Raw genomic sequence first — 19,803 nt, 5'->3', positions numbered from 1 at the left:
TCAGCTCAGCAGCGAAAACGCCACCATACCGACAATCGCGCCTACCGTACCAAGAATGGTTTCCATCATGGTCCAGGTTTTCAGCGTCTGCGCTTCCGTCGCGCCGGTAAACTTACCGAACAGCCAGAAGCCTGCGTCGTTCACGTGGCTCACCACGATAGAACCGCCGCCGATACAGATAGACAGCGCCGCCAGTTGAGCGCCACTGTAATGCAGCTGCTCAATCACCGGCATCACCAGGCCAACCGCAGTCAGACACGCAACCGTCGCGGAACCCTGAATAATGCGCACCGCAGCGGCCAGAATGAAGCAGGTCAGCGCAATCGGCAGGCCCATCCCGGTCAGGGCTTCACCCAATGCCGGGCCGACCCCGGAATCCACCAGCACCTGTTTGAACACGCCGCCCGCACCGATCACCAGCAGAATAATCCCCGCTGGCTGCAAGGCCGCGCCGCAGATCGCCATCACTTTGTCTTTCGCCATGCCCTGACGGAACGCCAGGCCATAAATCGCCACCAGGCAGGCAATCAGAATCGCGGTGAATGGGTGACCGATAAATTCAAACCACTGATAGGTTTCGGACTCCACCGGCACAAAGCGCGCGGCGATCGTTTTCAGCCCCACCAGCACCAGCGGCAGCAGAATCAGCGCCAGGCTGAAGCCGAAGGACGGCATTTTGCCTTCGCCAAGGTGCGGCTCGGTAATGTCATCAGGAATATTCAGCTCAACGTAGCGGCTGATAAAGTTGCCCCACAGCGGCCCGGCAATAATCATCCCCGGAATCGCCGCACACAGGCCAATCAGAATCATCCAGCCAAAGTCGGCGTGCATTTGGGAAGCCAGCAGCATTGGCGCAGGCCCCGGCAGCAGAAACGCCGCAGCGGCTGCCACACCGGCAAACAGTGGAATCACTAGCTTCACCAGGTTGGTCCCGGTGTGACGCGCCATAGAGAACGCGACGCTAATCAGCAGCACGATCGCCACTTCAAAGAACAGCGGCAGCGCACAGATAAGGCCGGCAATACCAATGGCATAGTGCGCGCGGCTGTGGCCGAAGGATTTCAGCATTTTGACCGCAATCTGATCGACTGCGCCCGTCTCGTGCAGAATTTTGCCGAACATCGCGCCCAGCGCGACCACGATAGCCAGGAAGCCCAGCGTACCGCCCATGCCTTTCTCCATGGTTTCCGCGATTTTAATCAACGGCATACCGGAGAAAAGCCCTGCACCAATAGAAACCACCATCAAAGCCAGGAAGGCGTGCATACGCGCCTTCATGACTAAAAACAGCAGCAGTAAAACGGAACCCACTGCTGTTAAAACTAACGATAAAGTTGTCACGCGATACGGCCTTTGTTAATCACTTCAATGGTGCTGTCGATAACGCCTTCCAGCGGCTGATCGATATCAACCACCAGCACGTCGCGTTCGTCAGCGCCCGGTTCTTGCAGGGTTTCGAACTGCGTCACCAGCATTTGGGTCTTGAAGAAGTGGCCCTTACGCGCTTTCAGACGGCTCTCAATCACCTCGAAATCCCCTTTCAGGTAGACGAAGGAGAGATTCGGGTTCCCTTCACGCAGAATGTCGCGGTACGCTTTTTTCAGCGCGGAGCAGACAATCAGCGAGACTTTGTTCGTGCGCTGCATGGCAAACGCGGCGTCATTCAGCGCCTGCAGCCAGGGTTTGCGGTCGTCGTCGTTCAGCGGTTCGCCGGAGGACATTTTGACGATATTGCTGCGTGGGTGCAGGAAATCGCCGTCCAGAAACGCGGCGTTCAGGCGATGTGCGACTTCGCTGGCAACGGCGGATTTACCGCTGCCGGATACGCCCATCAGTACATAAACGTGGTGATCGTGGTTAGTCGTGCTCAAGGCGTCCTCCTGTTGGGCACTGGGAATTTGTTACGGGTAACAGTTATCGGTAACATTGTCATGCTGAGCAACTGGATAAGCAATAACCATTCGTGCCGGAAGTGAATTACGAGTGAATATGTGTGATCTAGTTCAAACTTGTGAGGCCTAAATAGAACCACCCGGTGACAAAGTGAAACCTAAATCTAACATCTTCGGCGTCACTACCTCACCGCGAATACGGGCAAGCAGACGCTCCGCGCCAATGCGCCCCATGCGCTCACGCGGCGTCAGGACACTGGCGAGACGCGGTTCCATCACCTGGCCGATATCGTGGCCGTGAAAACCGGCAATCGCGATATCGTCCGGAATTTTCAGCCCCAGGCGCTGGCACTCAAACGCCGCGCCGACCGCAAGGTCATCATTGGTACAGAAAATGCCGTCCAGCCTGGAGAATTCGCGTCGCGCCTGGCGCATCAGTTCGATGCCGGAAGTGTAAGACGACGACTGCTCCACCATCACGCTATACGGCGTCAGACCTGCGTCAAGCATCGCCTGCTCGTAGCCTTTCTGTTTGATAATAGTGCGTTCATCGAGACGCGCGCCTAAATAGGCAATGTGCCGATGGCCGCGCGCGATAATCGCCGCCGTCATCTGCCGCGCCGCTTCAAAGTTATCGAAACCCACGGCGATATCGAGGCACGGAGACTGGCTATCCATGAGCTCAACTACCGGAATACCGGCAACTTCGATCATTTTCAGGGTACGCGGCGTGTGGGTACGTTCAGTGAGAATCAGGCCGTCAATGTTCCAGGAGAGCATCGACTCAAGGCGCTCCTGCTCCATCTCCGGCTTGTAGCCGTAGTGGGCAAGCATCGTCTGATAGCCGTGGGCGTCGGTGACGCTTTCCACGCCGCGCAGCACTTCCGCAAAGACCTGGTTGGTTAATGAGGGCAGCAGCACGCCGATGGCGCGACTGGTCGCATTGGAGAGAATATCGGGAGCCCGATTGGGGATATAGCCCAGATCATCAAGCGCCGCCGCAATTTTACCGCGTAACGCTTCGGAAACCTGCTCCGGGTTACGTAAAAAACGGCTCACCGTCATTTTGGTTACGCCAACGCGATCGGCAACATCCTGAAGTACGGGTCTTTTCTTTTTCATCGTCCAAAGGCAAACAAAGGTGAAATATTGCTGAAGTTTACCACGGAGATGACGCAACCTCCCCGCAAGATTGGGGAGGTTGCGCTAATTATTTAAGACGGATCAAACTGGCGGCAGATCGAAGAGTAAAATTTCGCTTTCGCTGTCGGCGTGAACTGAAATCGCCTGCTCGTCCCAAATCGCCAGACCATCGCTGGTGGTGGCTTTGGTGCCATTAATCGAGACTTCACCTTTCACTACCTGAATCCACACGCGGCGGTCGGCGGCAATCTGGTGTACTGACTGTTCGCCTTTTGCCAGCGCCCAGCGGTACAGTTCCATATCCTGGTAAACCTTCAAGGAACCTTCACGCGCATCCGGCGACAGCACCAGCTGTTTGCCCTGCGCGGCGTCGAAGCGACGCTGTTCGTAGCGCGGCGTGATGCCGGTTTTTTCTGGAATAATCCAGATCTGATACAGGTGCAGCTTATCGGTGGCGCTCGGGTTGTACTCAGAGTGACGCACCCCGGTACCGGCGCTCATAATCTGGAACTCGCCCGCCGGAACCTGCTCTTTGTTACCCATGCTGTCCTGGTGCTCTACGGCGCCTTCCAGCACGTAGGTCAGGATTTCCATGTCTTTGTGCGGGTGAGTACCGAACCCCTGGCCTGCATCAATCACGTCATCGTTAATGACGCGCAGCGCCGAGAAGCCCATGTAATTCGGATCGTAGTAGTCGGCAAAAGAGAAGGTATGCCAGGAATCCAGCCAACCATGATTCGCGTGACCACGTTCATTTGCTTTGCGTAAGAAAATCATTTTTTACCCCCTCATGTTTTCGATGAAACAAGTTTGGACGTAAACCGCTCAGGATGATAGTGGGTGAAAATTGACTCCTCTGTTCAAAAAATATGAACAAGAACAGAGGAGCCATTTTTACTTATTTGGCAAGGGTAATCGTGGCAGGAGACGGTTGCTCAAAGGCGCACTCAAGCAGTTCCATATTGGTGAGAGCCTCAGTTTCCTTGACGAAATTCGGCGCGCCTTGGGTCAGCGTCTGATACAGCGCATCGTACACGCGACCATAGTCGCCATGCTCGGCCTGCCACTGCTCTTTTACCGTTTGCCCCGCGTCGTTGACGTACTCCAGCTGTGCCAGTGAACTATCCGCCGCAAAGCCCGCATCTCCCGGCATAATGCCCGCTTTCAGGCTGGTTTCCTGCTGATCGATACCGTACTTCACGAAGGAGCCTTTGGTGCCGTGCACGATAAATTTCGGGTAGTCGATTTTCACCAGGTGGCTGGTTTTCACTATCGCCTTCAGGTTGCCGTAGAACAGCTGAGCTTCAAAGGTATCATCCGGATTGGCCGGATTGCGCAGGCTGCGAATGTCGTACGCCGCGTGATCCGGGCGGCCAAACAGCGAGATGATTTGGTCCATGGTGTGCACGCCCAGGCCATAAAACGCGCCATCCTGTGGACGGCCCGGCTGGGTCGGCGCTTCCGGGCGGTAGTAGTCAAAGTGGCTTTCTATCTCAACAATCTCGCCCAGCTTACCGCTCTCAATGGCTTTTTTGGCGGTCAGGAAGCAGGAGTCAAAGCGACGGTTCTGATACGGTGAGACGGTCAGCCCTTTGCTTTTCGCTAACGCAAACAGTTCCTTCGCTTCCGCCAGCGTCGGGGTGAATGGTTTTTCTACCAGTACGTTCTTGCCCGCTTCCAGCGCTTTTTTCGCGTACTCGAAGTGGCTATCAGCATGGGTGCAAACCACCACCAGCTTCACCTGCGGATCGTGCAGAATATCGTTCAGCTCGCTGGTGAAGTGAATGTGCGCATACTGCGGCGCCTGCTCGTCCGGCTTCGGACTGCGGCGATAGATATGCGCCACGTGCCAGTCGGCTTTGCGGTGCAGAACGTAGGGAAGATGGTAACGGGTGGTGCTTTTGCCAAAGCCGATAAAGGCGCAGTGCAGAGTCATGGTTCAGTCCTTTTGAAGAGTTTGCTGAATACCATAGCGCAATGACAGACAAAAAAAAGCCAGCAATAAGCTGGCTAAAGTAATACTGGAAGCAATGTGAGCAATGTCGTGCTTTCAGGAACTCCGCAAGGACGCCCTGAATGCAGGACAATAATAATCATTCTCATTCGCAACTGTCCAGTGATTTTTGCAAAAAAAGCTAATTGACGCACATTTCAAAATCAATGATGTTAAAAGGGACTTTTACACCACAAAGGAAATGAAGAATGAGTGACATCGTGATACGCCACGCTGAACCCAAAGATTTCGACGCTATCCGTCAGATCCACGCCCAGCCGGAGGTGTATCACAACACGCTACAGGTGCCTCATCCTTCCAGCCACATGTGGCAAGAGCGGCTAGCCGACCAGCCAGGTATCAAGCAACTGGTCGCCTGCATCGATGAACAGGTGGTTGGGCACCTCAGTATTGCCATCCCCCAACGCCCTCGCCGCAGCCACGTCGCCGACTTCGGTATTTGCGTCGATACCCGCTGGCAAAACCGCGGCGTCGCCAGCGCGCTTATGCGCACCATGATCGATATGTGCGACAACTGGCTGCGCGTCGACCGCATTGAACTCACCGTGTTTGTCGATAACGCGCCGGCGGTGGCGGTGTATCAAAAGCACGGGTTTGAGATCGAAGGCACCGGGCGCAACTATGCGCTGCGTAATGGGGAGTATGTGGATGCCTATTTTATGGCGCGGGTGAAACCCATTTAAACCGCTCGCCCGGCCACGTGCCGGGCACTCACCACTTTTTGCCGTTCAAATCGTAGACGGTCCTGACCCACCCTTCATCAGGTCTATTCACAAAGCCGAGCGTTTCCGCTATCGCCGCGCCGCCATAAAGCTCGCCTGCATCATTCACCGTCACGCTGTTCCAGTTAGCCGAGCAGTGAATAAAGTCCTGCGCCAGCGTATCTAATTCCTGCGTGCTAAACCCGTTTATCCGCGATCCTACGCGTACCGCCTTCCCCATTTGTCTGGCGCGCTCGACAAGGGGTATTAACGCCTCCGGCAAGTGTAGCGTCGGCTCATCAAACAGCACGCCGGCAGCACGTGCCGCATCCAGCATCACCCATAACGCGGCCTGCGACCAGTCGGCGCTGACCTGTCGCTGCCGCAAGGTCAACGCCGCAAAGCATCTTTTTTGCATCTGCCCGTAGCGATCGTTCGGGGCAAATTCATCCTCCCAGGTTGCCGGCATCACCGAGTGCGTTCGCATTAAGGGAGCCATTGCGGGGGCGTTGTTGAGTGCGGAAAGCTGCGCGACAGCTTGCCGATAAACCCGCGATCGTTCGCCTGGCTCATTCCACGGCACCGTCTCAACCTGCGGGCGCGTGAGAAAGAGATCCTCACGTATTCGCGGCAGATAGCCGCCGCCGATATCCGAATGCGCACCCGGTAGCAAAAGCTCCGGCCATGCTGGTGCGACGCTGTTCAGCGCAAAGTTATAGCGGCATTCATGCTGAGCGACGATGTGAAAAACGTGTTCCGCCACGCCCGGACGCAGTACAAGATTGACCTCGCCGGTGTCAGGGCCGTGGGGATCCATACCATTGGCAAGCGTCGCGATAGCGGCAACGGTATCAAATAGACCAATAAAGCGGCAGCGTATCCGTGGCAGATCGCCTACGGCAGAGGCAATAGCGCGAAAGATAGCCGGATCTTCCGATTGAATACGATTGGCAAAATGGCGAGCCGCCGCCGCACCGCGGCTGAAGCCAAAGAGATCGAACAGCACGCAATCAACTACCCACGGACCACTTAACGAAGCGAGTGCTGCCGACACCGCTGACGCCAGACGGGCAATAGCCTCATCGGTTTTGGCTATCACGCCATATTCTCCGGTGCCAAAACCCATCCCGATGACGCAATCAGGCTTTCCCACGCAGGTACCCACGCCCTCAATATAAATCGCCTGTTGAATCCGTTCCTTCCCGGCAGAATCGGGGAGCGCGTAGAGCGCCTGCAACGCGTAAATATTGGTGTAATAGCCGAGATAGCTCGCCGCTTGCGTACCGCTTACCCCGAAATGCGTTTGGGCATGACGCCTGAAAAGGGGCTCTGCCTCGACGCTGTCGATATTTCCGTGCTGTTGACGAAAAATCTCCACCATTTTTTGGGTGGTAAACGCATTATTGCCCGTACCATCAAAAAAGATCCCCAGCGCAAGCATCACCCTTCTTACCGGTACCTCTGCGTCCATCACGCCCCCTCTTGCTGAATAAAGAGGTCAACATGACACGGTGATTTTCGCAGGCAAAAACGTTTTTCGTTACAGCTCGCGATTAACGGTAAGCAATTCTCTTATCTATTTATTGAAGTTATCTGATCTAACATTTTATAGTTAGATCAGATATATAGCTTAATAACCCGCAGTTAAATCATCCGGCGAACGCGGGTCCGAGGCCCCATACAGCGTCCCATCCGGGTCGACCATAATGCTCTGCGTGCTGCCCATCGCCTCTTTCAGCGCCACCTTCTGCCCTTTCGCCTCCAGCAGCTTGAGCGTGTCCGGGCTAAAGCCCTTCTCTACCCGCAGTTCGTCCGGCAGCCACTGGTGGTGGAAACGCGGCGCGTTGGTGGCTTCCGCCACGTTCATCCCAAAATCGATGCTGTTGACGACCATCTGCAGCACCGTGGTGATAATACGACTACCGCCCGGACTACCGGTCACCAGCCAGGTTTTGCCGTCTTTGACGACAATGGTCGGCGACATTGACGACAGTGGGCGTTTCTTCGCCTCTACCGCGTTGGCGTCACCCCCTACCAGCCCATAGACGTTCGGCACGCCGGGCTTGGCGGAAAAGTCATCCATTTCGTTATTCATCAGAATGCCGGTGTTACCCGCCACGATACCGGTGCCGAAGGTGGTATTGAGGGTGTAGGTCACCGCCACCGCATTGCCGTCTTTATCCACCACCGAAAAATGGGTGGTCTGGTTGCTTTCGTATGGGGCCAGCTTGCCGGGTTTAATCTGGCTGGAAGGCTTGGCTTTGTTGATATCAATCTGGTCGGCAATTGATTTAGCGTAGGCTTTGTTGGTCAGCGCCTGCCACGGTACCTTCACAAAGTCCGGGTCGCCGAGATATTCCGAACGGTCGGCATAGGCATGCTTCTCCGCTTCGGCCATCAGCTGCATCGCATCAGCGCTGCCAAAACCGTATTTATGCAGATCGAAGTTTTCCAGAATATTAAGAATTTGCACGATGTGAATCCCGCCGGAAGACGGCGGCGGCATGGAGAACACTTCATATCCGCGATAGGTGCCGCTAATAGGCGTGCGCTCGACGGCCTTGTAATTCGCCAGATCCGCCTTACTCAACAGCCCCCCGTTTTTCTGCATCTCTTCGGCAATTTGATCGGCAATCGCCCCTTTGTAGAACGCATCCGGCCCGTGCTCGGCAATCAGCTCCAGGCTTTTCGCCAGATTAGCCTGCACCAGCTTATCCCCCTTCTTCAGCGGTTCACCGTTTTTCCAGAAGATGGCCTTGCTGTTGGCGTGATTCGGCAGTACTTCGCTGCCGTAGGTTTTCAGATCGTCGGCCAGCGCATCGTTAACGATAAAACCCTCTTGCGCCAGCTTCAGCGCCGGGCGAATGATTTTGTTGAGCGGCAGTGTGCCGTATTTTTCCAGCGCCAGGGAGAAACCGGCGACGGTGCCCGGCGTGCCGGAAGCGAGATGCGAAGTCAGTGATTTTTTACTGTCCGGGTTGCCGTGATCGTCGAGGAACATGTCGCGCGTTGCCTGCTCCGGAGCCATTTCACGGAAATCGATCGCCGTGGTTTTACCGTCTTTGGTGCGCAGCAGCATAAACCCGCCGCCGCCGAGGTTACCGGCCTGCGGGTGCGTAACCGCCAGCGCGTAGCCAACCGCGACCGCCGCGTCGACGGCATTGCCGCCCTGGCGCAAAATCTCCACGCCGACTCGCGTGGCGGCGGCATCCACCGAGGCCACCATGCCCTGCTGGGCGCGGACGGGATGAAACACATCTTCTTCCACGCCGTAGGAGACGGGAGGCGGAGGCGGCGCGGCTACGGCGCTAAAACAGCTTCCTGAGAGCAGAGCAGCAAGGGCTACCCGGCGGAAAAACGTCGGCGTTGTTATCATCATCATTCTCCAGAGCGTGCGGTGAGGTCCCCACTAAGCCTGGTTCAAAATGCTGAAATAATCCTCGTTCTGGCGGGAAAGGAGTAAACTTAAGAGATCCCCTACAAGGAGGAAAGATGATGAAACGATTACTGATTCTCGCAGCGCTGCTGCCGTTCACCGCGCTGGCTGCGCCGTTGAACATCGACAATAACCCGAACCAGCCGGGTTATGAGATCCCCAGCCAGCAGCGCATGCAGTCGCGAATGTTGAACCAACAACAGCAGCAGAAAGGGATGCTGAATCAACAGCGGCAGGTGCAGACGCAGCAGCAACAGCTGCATCTGCAAAACCAGCTCAAGGCCAACCAGCAGCGGGTACAACAGGCCCAGCCAGGTACACTCACCCCGAATCAGCAGCCGCTGCCCAACAACAACGGCGGCATGCTGAAGCAGTATTAAGGCTGGAAATCCGGGCCAATGACGTCAATCGCATCGGTACAGATGCAGTTCACGCCCCAGCGCAGCAGCTCCCGCGCGCGCTGGGGGTTATTGACCGTATAGACCAGAATCTTTAACCCGGCCTCGCGCAGCGCATCCACGCGCGCCTCATCGAGTAAACGATGGTTAAGGTGAATGGAAACGCAGCCCAGTCGCGTGGTCAGCTCACGCCAGTCGTCGCGCCACTCGTCGAGCAGCAGGCCGCGCGGCAGCTCTGGTGCGGCAAGCTGCGCCGCTTCCAGCGCATCGATTTCAAACGACGATAGCAGTGGCGGCGTCATGTCGGCCCACAGCTCGCGGGCGGCCAGCGCCACGACTTTGCCGGTCAGCGGGCCGGTGCCTGTGGTGGGTTTAATCTCAATATTCGCCATCATGCCGTGCTGACGGCAGCGTTCCGCCACCTGCGACAGCAGCGGCAGCGGTTCACCCTTAAAGCTGCTGGCAAACCAGCTGCCCGCGTCCACACGCAGCAGATCCTGCCAGTTCAGATCACCTGCCACGCCCCAGCCGTTGCTGGTGCGTTCAAGGTTATCGTCATGCAGCAGAAAGATCTGCCCGTCTTTCGACAGCTTGGCGTCAAACTCAATCATGGTATGCCCGTAGCGCGCACCCACGTCGATCGCCGCCAGCGTATTTTCCGGCGCTAATTTGCCGCCGCCGCGATGGGCGACGATATGAGGATAGGGCCAGTTGCTCATACTCGCATTCCTGTTTCACCGTCAAAGAGGTGCAGATGTTCATCCGGCAGATGTAACCACAGCGTAGTGCCTGCATTCGGGCGCTGCTGGTGCGGCAGGCGCACCACCATTTTCAATTCGCCAAAGCGCCCGTGCGCCAGGTTATCTGCACCTAAAATTTCCAGCGTGTCGATGACCATCGGCACGCCGCCTTCCGCCTGCGAGCTTAACGCAATATGTTCCGGGCGGATACCCAGCGTCATGCGACGTCCGGCATATTCACGACGCCCTGCCGGAATCGGGAGCTGCATTCCATTAGACAACACAAAGCGCGTGCCGGACGCATCCAGTTGCCCGTCCAGCAGGTTCATTGCTGGGCTGCCGATAAAGCTCGCCACAAAACGGCTGGCCGGTTTCTCATACACTTCCACCGGCGTGCCGATTTGTTCGGCAATGCCTTTGTTCATCACCATCACCCGCTGGGCAAGGGTCATCGCCTCCACCTGATCGTGAGTGACGTAAAGCGAGGTTGTTTTCAGACGACGATGCAGTTGCTGTAGTTCAAGACGCATCTGCACGCGCAGCTTGGCATCGAGGTTAGAGAGCGGCTCATCAAACAGGAACACCGCCGGGTCGCGTACGATGGCGCGGCCCATCGCCACGCGCTGGCGCTGGCCGCCGGACAGTTCGCGCGGACGGCGCTTCAGCAGGCCATCCAGCTCAAGAATACGCGCCGCTTCCTGCACCTTTTCCGCGATGTGCGCTTTCCCCATGCCGCGAATTTTCAGCCCCCAGGCCATATTCTCTTCCACGCTCATATGCGGGTAGAGGGCGTAGTTCTGGAACACCATCGCAATGCCGCGATCCTTCGGCTCCATTTCGGTGACGCGCTTGCGATCGATCCAGATGTCGCCGCTGGTCACTCGCTCAAGCCCGGCCACCATGCGCAGCAGCGTCGACTTACCGCAGCCCGACGGGCCGACCATCACAATAAACTCGCCGTCCGCCACGTCCAGCGTCAGCGGTTGAATCACCTGGGTTTTGCCGTCCCAGCTTTTGCTTACTGCCTGTAATTTCAGTCCTGCCATGTTATTTCTCACTGTCCACTAAACCACGCACAAACGCCCGTTGCATGGCTAAAACGATAACGACCGGAGGGATAAGGGTGAGCAGCATTGCCGCCATCACCTGATTCCACTGCGTGGTGCCTTGCCCAATGGCGATCATGCCTTTGATGCCCGCCACGGCGGTGCCGAGATTGACGTCGGTGATGATCAACAGCGGCCAGAGATACTGGTTCCAGCCATAGATAAAGGTGATAACGAACAGCGCCGCCAGGTTGGTTTTTGACAGCGGCAGCACGATGTCGCGAAAAAAACGCATCGGCGAGGCGCCGTCAATGCGCGCCGCTTCAATCAGCTCGTCCGGCAAGGTCATAAAGAACTGACGGAACAGGAAAGTCGCGGTGGCCGAGGCCATCAACGGCAGCGTCAGGCCCGCGTAGCTGTCGAGCATTTTCAGGTTGGCAATCACTTCCACCGTCGGGAAGATACGCACTTCGACTGGCAGCATCAGGGTGATAAAAATCATCCAGAAGAACAGGTTACGCAGCGGGAAGCGAAACCAGACAATGGCAAACGCCGACAGCATCGAGACGGTAATTTTGCCGACGGTGATGGCGAAGGCCATGATGAAGCTATTAAGCATCATCAACCAGAACGGCGCGCTGTTGGCCCCAACGCCGTTCACCCAGATGGCCTTCATGTTCTCAAACAGATGGCCGCCGGGGATCAGCGTCATCGGCGTTGCAAATACCGCTTTGTCGTCCAGCGTTGCCGCGGTGAACGCGACGTACAGCGGGAAGAGAATCACGATAATCCCCAGGATCAGCATGGTGTGGCTGAAAATAGTCAGCCCGCGACGGTTCTCAATCATTGGTAACGCACCTTTCTTTCCACGTAGCGGAACTGCACCACGGTCAGGATGATGACGAGGAACATCAGCACCACCGATTGCGCGGCAGAGGCCGAGAGATCCAGCCCGGCGAACCCTTCACGGTAAATCTTATAAATCAGCGTGGTGGTGGCCTGTACCGGGCCGCCTGCCGTCGCGGCATCAATCACCGGGAAGGTATCAAAGAAGGCGTAAACCAGGTTCACCACCAGCAGGAAGAAACTCACGGGCGCAATCAGCGGCAGCGCCAGCTTGAAGAAGCGGCGAATCGGGCCGGCGCCGTCAATGGCGGCGGCTTCTACCAGCGAGCGCGGAATCGACTGCAGCGCGGCGAAGAAGAACAGAAAGTTGTAGCTGATTTGCTTCCACACCGAGGCGAAGACCACCAGGAACATCGCCTGGCCGCTATTCTGCGCGTGGTTCCAGTCGTAGCCGAACTCACCGAGAACGTGGGTAATCAGCCCGCGTCCTGGGTTGAACAGGAAGATCCACAGTACCGCGGCAACGGCGGGGGCAACGGCGTACGGCAGCAGCATCAGCGTCTGGTAGAGACGACTGCCGCGCACGACATAATCCACCAGGGCAGCAAAAACCAGCGACACCAGCAGGCCGCTCACCGTTACCATGGCGCTGAACTTAATGGTCGTCCAGAAGGCGTCGAGATAGTAAGGGTCATGAAACAGCGTGACGAAGTTATCCAGGCCAACAAACTGGCTGGAGAGCCCAAACGGGTCGACGCTTTGCAACGAGTACCACAGCGCTTCGCCGGCGGGCCAGATAAAGAAAATAACGGTGATAATCAGCTGCGGGGCGACCAATGCATAGGGCAGCCAGCGCGATTTAAACACCGGACGGGATGATGACATAGTTAAACTCTGCGTTGGTTTTCCCCTCACCCCGACCCTCTCCCCAAAGGGGCGAGGGAGAAAAGACAACCCGGTGCAATCTCTACCAGACGGCGCCGAACGGTACCCTCTCCCCTATGGGGAGAGGGTTAAGGTGAGGGGTAAGGCGGTTAAATTAAGACTTGGTCGATTGCTCGAAGCGACGCAGCAGCTGGTTCCCGCGCTCTACCGCAGAATCCAGCGCCTGCTGAGGCGTTTTCTTCCCGGTCCAGACGCTTTCCAGCTCTTCATCCACGATGGTACGAATCTGCGGCATGTTGCCCAGACGCAGGCCTTTGGTGAACGGCAACGGTGGTTTGTTCAGCATCTGACGGGTCGCGATATCCGCGCCAGGGTTCTTGTCATAGAAGCCCTGCTGGCGGGTCAAATCGTACGCGGCGGTGGTGATCGGCAGGTAGCCGGTTTTCTGGTGCCACTCGGCGGCAATTTCCGGCTTCGCCAGGAACTCGAGGAATTTCGCCACGCCGGTATAGGTCTCTTTATCTTTACCCTGCATCACCCACAGGCTCGCCCCACCGATGATGGCGTTCTGCGGTGCGCCCTTGACGTCGGCATCGTACGGCATCATGCCGACGCCGTAGTTGAATTTGGCGTAATGGCGGATATCCGCCAGCGAGCCGGAGGACGCGGTCGTGATCGCACAGTCGCCGTTGTAGAACTTCTCGGTGGATTCGTCTTTACGTCCGAAGTAGCTGAAGTCGCCCTTCTTGTTCAGATCGGCAAGCAGCGCGATATGTTTAACCTGCTCCGGCTTGTTGAACTCCAGCACCGCATCGGTACCGTCGAAGCCGTTGTTTTTGCTGGCGACCGGCAGACCGTGCCAGGCACTGAAGTTTTCAATCTGGATCCAGCCCTGCCAGCCGCTGGCGTAGCCGCACTTCATACCGGCGGCTTTCAGCTTCGCGGTGTAGTCAGCCAGGTCCTGCCAGGTTTTCGGCGGCTGTTCCGGGTCTAAACCGGCTTTTTTGAAGGCATCTTTGTTGTAGTACAGCACCGGGGTAGAGCTGTTAAACGGCTGAGAGAGCAGATGCCCGGTTTTGGCATCGGTGTAGTAACCGGATACCGTCGGCACAAACTGAGATTCGTCAAACGTGATCCCGGCATCGCTGAATACCTGATAGACCGGCTTAATCGCTTTTGACGCCATCATGGTGGCGGTGCCCACTTCATACACCTGTAGAATCGCCGGCGCATTGCCGGTACGGAAAGCGGCGATACCCGCGCTCAGGCTCTGCTCGTAGTTGCCTTTGTAGATCGGGGTAATTTTGTAGTCCGGGTTGGCGGCGTTAAAACGCTGCGCCAGGGAGTCAACTTCTTTGCCCAGCTCGCCTTCCATGGAGTGCCAGAACGGAATTGTGGTCACTGCCATCGCCTGGCTCGCCAATGCCAGACTTAACGCCAATCCTAAAGCTGTATGTCGTAACGATATCATCGGTTATCTCTCTTTTTGTGCCGGGATGCGCGATATCACGCGTTTTATGTTCGCGGGGGTAACATGACATGCTCGAATGACAGAAAAATAACTTTTTTATTACAAAAAAAAGATAGTAAGGCGACAAAGGGATGGCAAGGAGGTGACGGTGGTAAGGAAGGAAAGTGGGAGCTGTGGCACGGATAGAGAAACGCCGGATGGCGATGCGAACGCATCTTATCCGGCCTACGAGTAACGGTAGGCCGGATAAGGCGTTTACGCCGCCATCCGGCATTGTTGCTGTGAATTAACCGCCGAGGTACGCGCTACGCACCGCTTCGTTCGCTAATAGCGCATCACCGGTATCGGATAGCACCACGTGGCCGTTTTCCAGCACATAACCGCGGTCGGCGAGCTTCAGCGCCTGGTTAGCGTTCTGCTCGACGAGGAAGATGGTCATACCCTGCTCGCGCAGCTGTTCGATGGTGTCGAAGATCTGCTGGATGATGATCGGCGCCAGCCCCAGAGAAGGTTCATCCAGCAGCAACAGGCGCGGCTGGCTCATCAACGCGCGGCCAATCGCCAGCATCTGCTGTTCGCCGCCGGACATGGTGCCCGCACGCTGGATTCGACGTTCATGCAGACGCGGGAACAGTTCGTAAACCCACTTGATGCGCTCCTGGAACTGATCGCGCTCGGCAAAGAAGCCCCCCATCGCCAGGTTCTCTTCCACCGTCATGCGCGAAAACACGCGGCGCCCTTCCGGCACGATCGCGACCGCTTCACGCATGATTTTCGCCGTCTGCCAGTCGGTAATGTCTTTATCATCAAAGACAATCCGCCCGCTGGTCGCGCGCGGGTCGCCGCACAGCGTGCCGAGCAGCGTGGTTTTACCCGCGCCGTTCGCCCCGATGAGCGTCACGATTTCACCCTGATTAATGTGCAGACTGACCTCGTGCAGCGCCTGAATTTTGCCGTAGTGGGCGCTGACTTTGTCGAACGATAACATCACTTTATCCATATTATGCCTCACCCAGATACGCGCGGATAACATCCGGGTTGTTGCGGATCTCTTCCGGCGTGCCGTTAGCCAACGGCGTGCCCTGGTTCACCACGTAGATACGGTCGGAAATGCCCATCACCAGCTTCATATCGTGCTCAATCAGCAGAATGGTGGTGTTGTGATGATTACGCAGTTCGGCAATCAGCTCATCCAGCTCTTTGGTCTCTTTTGGGTTGAGGCCAGCAGCCGGTTCGTCGAGCATCAGGATTTCCGGCTGGGTCACCATACAGCGGGCAATCTCCAGACGACGCTGGTCACCGTAGGCCAGGTTACTGGCCTGACGGTTGGCGTGCTCCAGCAGGCCGATACGCTCAAGCCAGGTGGCGGCGCGGTCCAGCGCTTCGCTTTGCGCGCGCTTGAACGACGGGGTTTTGAGCAGGCCGGAGAAGACGCCGGTTTTGAGCTGCTGATGTTGCGCCACCAGCAGGTTTTCAATCACCGTCATTTCGCGGAACAGACGCACGTGCTGGAAGGTGCGCACCACGCCCATGCGGGCGATTTGCTGGCCCGGCAGCCCTTCCAGGTGCTGGTCGCGCAGCATAATGGTGCCGCCAGTTGGCTTGTAGAAGCCTGTCAGGCAGTTAAAGACCGTGGTTTTCCCCGCGCCATTCGGGCCAATCAGGGAGACGATTTCCTGAGGATGCAGCTCCAACGCCACGTTGTTGACCGCCAGCAGGCCGCCAAAACGCATCATCAGGCCGTTAACGGATAATAATGGCTGACTCATGCCTGCTCTCCTTCTTTCGCTTGCCCGTTTTTCAGTTTCAGCTGTGGACGGGTCATCGGCAGAAGGCCCTGCGGACGCCAGATCATCATCAGTACCATCAGGCCGCCGAGCATCAACATGCTGTATTCGTTAAAGTCACGCATCAGCTCGCGCGACACAACCAGCAGAATCGCGGCGAGGATAACGGCAAACTGCGAGCCCATGCCGCCCAGCACCACAATCGCCAACACGAAGGCCGACTCGGCAAAGGTGAAAGATTCCGGGCTGACAAAGCCTTGACGCGCGGCAAACAGCGTGCCGGCAAAACCGGCAAACGCGGCACTGATGGTAAAGGCGGTCAGCTTGATGCGGGTTGGGCTTAAGCCCAGCGAGCGACAGGCGATTTCATCTTCACGCAGCGCTTCCCACGCGCGGCCCAGCGGCATGCGCAACAGGCGGTTAATCACGAACAGGCTCAGCACCACCAGCAGCAGCGCCACCAGGTAGAGGAAGATGACGCGATCGGACGGGTCGTACTTGACGTTAAAGAAGTTGCTGAAGGTGTCCCAGCCGCCTTCGCGCGCGCTGCGGCTGAACTCCAGGCCAAAGAAGGTCGGTTTTGGAATCTGACTGATGCCGTTCGGGCCGCCGGTGATTTCGGTGTTGTTGAGCAGCAGGATACGGACGATTTCGCCGAAGCCTAAGGTCACAATCGCCAGATAGTCACCACGCAGACGCAGTACCGGGAAGCCCAACAGGAAACCGGCAGCGGCAGAGACCAGCCCGGCGATTGGCAGACAGGTCCAGAAGCCGAGGCCGTAATAGTGGTTCAGCAGCGCGAAAGTGTAGGCGCCGATGGCATAGAAGCCGCCGTAGCCCAGCACCAGCAGGCCGGACAGCCCCACCACCACGTTCAGACCCAAGCCCAGAATAATATAAATCATGGTCAGGGTCGCGATATCGACCGTACCGCGCGAGACCATAAACGGCCACGCCACGGCAATCACCAGCAGCGCAATCAGGAACAGCTTTTGTTTGACCGTCGAGCCGTCAATCGCCGGCAGAATAAACTTCGGCCCGGAGACGCTCTTCAGCCCTTTCTGGAACAGAGGGCGCAGCAGCTGGAAGAAAAAGACCACCGCGGTGCCAATAAAGATCCACTGCCAGCGGATATCCGCCGCGCTGCCGACCACCAGCTTAGTGCCATCGAGCTGCAGCTGCACGCCCATAAAGACGCCCGCCAGGACGAAGAACATCGCCGCCGACAGCAGCGCCATCGCAAATTGCATCGGTTTCATACTTTCTCTACCTCCGGGCGGCCCAGAATACCGGTCGGCATCACCAGCAGTACCACGATCAGCAGCGCGAACGACACAACGTCTTTATATTCGGTGCTCAGGTATGCCGACGACAGCGCTTCCGCGATGCCGAGGATCAGCCCACCGATCATCGCCCCAGGAATACTGCCGATACCGCCGAGAACCGCGGCGGTGAAGGCTTTCATCCCGGCCATAAAGCCGATATACGGGTTAATCACGCCGTAGAACTGGCCGAGCAGCACGCCCGCCACCGCCGCCATTGCCGCGCCAATCACGAAGGTCAGCGCAATCACGCGGTCAGTGTTAATGCCGAGCAGGCTGGCCATTTTCAGGTCTTCCGCGCAGGCGCGACAGGCGCGGCCCATACGGGAGTAGCGAATGAACAGCGTCAGCGCCAGCATGGCAATAAAGGTCACAATCCAGATAACCAGCTGCATGGTGGTAATAGAGGCGGAGAAGTTATCGCTGCTGCCCACAATCCACTGACCGTTAAACAGGCTCGGCAACGCGATATCGCGCGAACCCTCGGTCAGGCTGACGTAGTTTTGCAGGAAGATAGACATCCCGATAGCGGAGATCAGCGCGATCAGACGCTTGGAGTTTCGCACCGGGCGATAGGCCACCCGTTCAATGCTCCAGCCGTAGGCGCTGGCAATGACAATCGCCCCGATAAAGCCCGCCGCCACCAGCAACCAGCTGGTGTCGATGCCCATCATCATCAGCGCAGCGATGATCATAAAGGAGACATAACTACCGATCATGTACACCTCGCCGTGGGCGAAGTTGATCATGCCGATAATCCCGTACACCATGGTGTAACCGATGGCGATCAGTGCATAGGTGCTTCCCAGCGTTACGCCGTTAAACATCTGCTGCACAAAGTAGAGAACCTGCTCTGACATAAATTAGCCTTTTGCTACCCCTGCGGATCTACGCCCGCCAGGGGGAAATGAAGGTTACTTCACCGCGGTGGATGAGCCATCGGCGTGCCACTGGAAGACGCCAAATTCAAAGCCTTTCAGATCGCCTTTGTCGTCCCAGCTCAGCGGCCCAATCACGGTTTTCGCGCCGTTTGCTTTTAAGTCTTTAATCAGCGCCTGAGGATCATCGCTGCCGGTACGTTCCATGGCGGTTGCCAGAGACTGTACGGCGGCGTAGGTGATCCACACATACGGACCGCTCGGATCTTTCTTCTGCGCTTTCAGGGCATCGACGATAGCGCTGTTTGCCGGATCCTGGTCATAGCGTTTTGGCATGGTAACCAACATGCCTTCCGCCGCATCGCCCGCGATGTTCGACAGCGAGGCGTTACCCACGCCTTCCGGCCCCATAAACTGCGTTTTCAGCCCTACGGCGCGCGCCTGACGCAGCATCTGGCCCATTTCCGGGTAGTAGCCGCCGTAGTAAACGAAGTCGATATTCTCTTTTTGCAGACGGGCAATCAGCGCGGAGAAGTCTTTTTCACCGGCGGTGATGCCATCGAAGAAGACGATATTGCCGCCGCCTTTTTTCAGCCCGTCCTGCACGGAGCGCGCCAGGCCTTCGCCGTACTGCTGTTTGTCATGAATGATGGCGATGCGTTGCGGCTTCACTTTATTGAGGATGTAGTTTGCCGCCGTCGGCCCCTGAGAGGAGTCCAGGCCCGCGGTACGCATGATGTACTGATAGCCGCGCTGGGTCAGTTCCGGGTTGGTCGCCCCCGGAGAGATCATCAGAATGCCTTCATCTTCATAAATATCGGAAGCAGGCTGTGTGGAAGAAGAACACAGGTGGCCGATGACATATTTAATGCCGTCGTTGACGATTTTGTTGGCCACCGCCACCGCTTGTTTCGGGTCGCAGGCGTCGTCGTACTCAACGCCCACCAGTTTGTCGCCCTTAATGCCGCCCTTCGCGTTGATATCCTTAATGGCCTGGCGCGCGCCGTTGAACTCCATGTCGCCCCACTGCGCGACCGGGCCGGACATCGCCCCGACAACCGCAACCTTGATATCGTCAGCAAAAGCCGCGTGAGACATAGCCAGCGCGATCATCCCTGCGATTACTGTTTTTGTATTCCTTTTCATACTTCGGGATCCTCATTCGTGATGTCGTGTTTACACGTCGTGGCGTGTATATATTTTGTAATTTAGTGGTTAAAAAGCATTCTGTACTTTTAATATAC

18 protein-coding genes and 1 pseudogene are annotated in these 19,803 nt (G+C 56.9%); 2 read left to right on the top strand and 17 right to left on the bottom strand.

The window, feature by feature from the left end:
• The 5 genes from gntU to NNN71_RS09900 all read right to left on the bottom strand — a co-directional run bounded on the left by gntU (window position 1) and on the right by NNN71_RS09900 (window position 4,971).
• On the bottom strand, window positions 1–1,341 hold the full coding sequence (gene gntU / locus NNN71_RS09920) for a gluconate transporter (RefSeq protein WP_163446745.1): 1,341 nt from the start codon (window positions 1,339–1,341) through the stop codon (window positions 1–3).
• Entirely contained in the window at window positions 1,338–1,871 is a 534-nt protein-coding gene (gene gntK, locus NNN71_RS09915; protein WP_064541408.1) for a gluconokinase, read from the bottom strand. Before gntK ends, gntU begins: the two co-directional genes overlap by 4 nt.
• Window positions 1,872–2,018: 147 nt before the next feature.
• Entirely contained in the window at window positions 2,019–3,014 is a 996-nt protein-coding gene (gene gntR, locus NNN71_RS09910) for a gluconate operon transcriptional repressor GntR (protein WP_064541405.1), read from the bottom strand.
• A 102-nt stretch (window positions 3,015–3,116) separates the two neighbouring features.
• On the bottom strand, window positions 3,117–3,812 hold the full coding sequence (locus tag NNN71_RS09905; RefSeq protein ID WP_064541402.1) for a pirin family protein: 696 nt from the start codon (window positions 3,810–3,812) through the stop codon (window positions 3,117–3,119).
• 121 nt (window positions 3,813–3,933) lie between these two features.
• Window positions 3,934–4,971 (bottom strand): oxidoreductase, encoded by a 1,038-nt coding sequence (locus NNN71_RS09900; RefSeq protein ID WP_271458412.1) that lies wholly within the window; start codon window positions 4,969–4,971, stop codon window positions 3,934–3,936.
• A gap of 266 nt (window positions 4,972–5,237) precedes the next feature.
• Between NNN71_RS09900 and yhhY the strand changes: the two genes are divergently transcribed.
• Complete coding sequence (gene yhhY, locus NNN71_RS09895) at window positions 5,238–5,732, top strand: N-acetyltransferase (protein WP_163446750.1); 495 nt, start codon at window positions 5,238–5,240, stop codon at window positions 5,730–5,732.
• Window positions 5,733–5,760: 28 nt separating this feature from the next.
• Here the strand turns inward: yhhY and NNN71_RS09890 are convergent, their stop codons facing one another.
• Together NNN71_RS09890 and ggt are read right to left on the bottom strand one after the other, a co-directional pair.
• On the bottom strand, window positions 5,761–7,221 hold the full coding sequence (locus NNN71_RS09890) for a T6SS phospholipase effector Tle1-like catalytic domain-containing protein (RefSeq protein WP_163446752.1): 1,461 nt from the start codon (window positions 7,219–7,221) through the stop codon (window positions 5,761–5,763).
• A 159-nt stretch (window positions 7,222–7,380) separates the two neighbouring features.
• Complete coding sequence (ggt, locus tag NNN71_RS09885; protein WP_163446916.1) at window positions 7,381–9,126, bottom strand: gamma-glutamyltransferase; 1,746 nt, start codon at window positions 9,124–9,126, stop codon at window positions 7,381–7,383.
• 119 nt (window positions 9,127–9,245) lie between these two features.
• On the opposite strand from ggt, the pseudogene NNN71_RS09880 reads away from it, so the two are divergent.
• Window positions 9,246–9,554, top strand: a pseudogene (locus NNN71_RS09880) (DUF2756 family protein); the annotation flags it as partial.
• Between the two features lie 8 nt (window positions 9,555–9,562).
• Here NNN71_RS09880 and ugpQ read toward each other — a convergent pair.
• From ugpQ to livK, 10 genes are all read right to left on the bottom strand, one after another.
• Window positions 9,563–10,303 carry a glycerophosphodiester phosphodiesterase gene (ugpQ, locus tag NNN71_RS09875; RefSeq protein WP_163446754.1) on the bottom strand — a complete coding sequence of 247 codons (741 nt, stop codon included), beginning with the start codon at window positions 10,301–10,303 and terminating at the stop codon, window positions 9,563–9,565.
• Window positions 10,300–11,370, bottom strand: a complete 1,071-nt coding sequence (locus NNN71_RS09870) for a sn-glycerol-3-phosphate import ATP-binding protein UgpC (RefSeq protein WP_163446756.1) — start codon at window positions 11,368–11,370, stop codon at window positions 10,300–10,302. Before NNN71_RS09870 ends, ugpQ begins: the two co-directional genes overlap by 4 nt.
• 1 nt (window position 11,371) lies before the next feature.
• Window positions 11,372–12,217: a sn-glycerol-3-phosphate ABC transporter permease UgpE gene (gene ugpE / locus NNN71_RS09865; RefSeq protein ID WP_223803742.1), complete on the bottom strand. Its 846-nt coding sequence runs from the start codon at window positions 12,215–12,217 to the stop codon at window positions 11,372–11,374.
• Window positions 12,214–13,101, bottom strand: a complete 888-nt coding sequence (gene ugpA, locus NNN71_RS09860; RefSeq protein ID WP_163446760.1) for a sn-glycerol-3-phosphate ABC transporter permease UgpA — start codon at window positions 13,099–13,101, stop codon at window positions 12,214–12,216. Before ugpA ends, ugpE begins: the two co-directional genes overlap by 4 nt.
• Window positions 13,102–13,255: 154 nt before the next feature.
• The gene (gene ugpB, locus NNN71_RS09855; RefSeq protein WP_064541383.1) at window positions 13,256–14,572 is read right to left on the bottom strand and encodes a sn-glycerol-3-phosphate ABC transporter substrate-binding protein UgpB; all 1,317 of its coding nucleotides are present in this window, start codon (window positions 14,570–14,572) and stop codon (window positions 13,256–13,258) included.
• Between the two features lie 286 nt (window positions 14,573–14,858).
• Window positions 14,859–15,572, bottom strand: a complete 714-nt coding sequence (livF, locus tag NNN71_RS09850) for a high-affinity branched-chain amino acid ABC transporter ATP-binding protein LivF (protein ID WP_064541380.1) — start codon at window positions 15,570–15,572, stop codon at window positions 14,859–14,861.
• A 1-nt stretch (window position 15,573) separates the two neighbouring features.
• Window positions 15,574–16,341 (bottom strand): high-affinity branched-chain amino acid ABC transporter ATP-binding protein LivG, encoded by a 768-nt coding sequence (gene livG, locus NNN71_RS09845; protein ID WP_035892174.1) that lies wholly within the window; start codon window positions 16,339–16,341, stop codon window positions 15,574–15,576.
• On the bottom strand, window positions 16,338–17,618 hold the full coding sequence (gene livM, locus NNN71_RS09840; RefSeq protein ID WP_064541378.1) for a branched chain amino acid ABC transporter permease LivM: 1,281 nt from the start codon (window positions 17,616–17,618) through the stop codon (window positions 16,338–16,340). Before livM ends, livG begins: the two co-directional genes overlap by 4 nt.
• Window positions 17,615–18,541: a high-affinity branched-chain amino acid ABC transporter permease LivH gene (livH, locus tag NNN71_RS09835; RefSeq protein WP_064541376.1), complete on the bottom strand. Its 927-nt coding sequence runs from the start codon at window positions 18,539–18,541 to the stop codon at window positions 17,615–17,617. Before livH ends, livM begins: the two co-directional genes overlap by 4 nt.
• A 54-nt stretch (window positions 18,542–18,595) precedes the next feature.
• Window positions 18,596–19,705, bottom strand: coding sequence for a high-affinity branched-chain amino acid ABC transporter substrate-binding protein LivK (livK, locus tag NNN71_RS09830; RefSeq protein WP_163446764.1), 1,110 nt, complete (start codon window positions 19,703–19,705; stop codon window positions 18,596–18,598).
• Between the last annotated feature and the right edge of the window lie 98 nt (window positions 19,706–19,803).

This window comes from Kluyvera sp. Awk 3, assembly GCF_028069715.1.
Lineage (GTDB): Bacteria > Pseudomonadota > Gammaproteobacteria > Enterobacterales > Enterobacteriaceae > Kluyvera > Kluyvera georgiana_A.
Note: the sequence above shows the minus strand (reverse complement) of the source record. Positions and strands in the feature narration are given on the sequence as shown.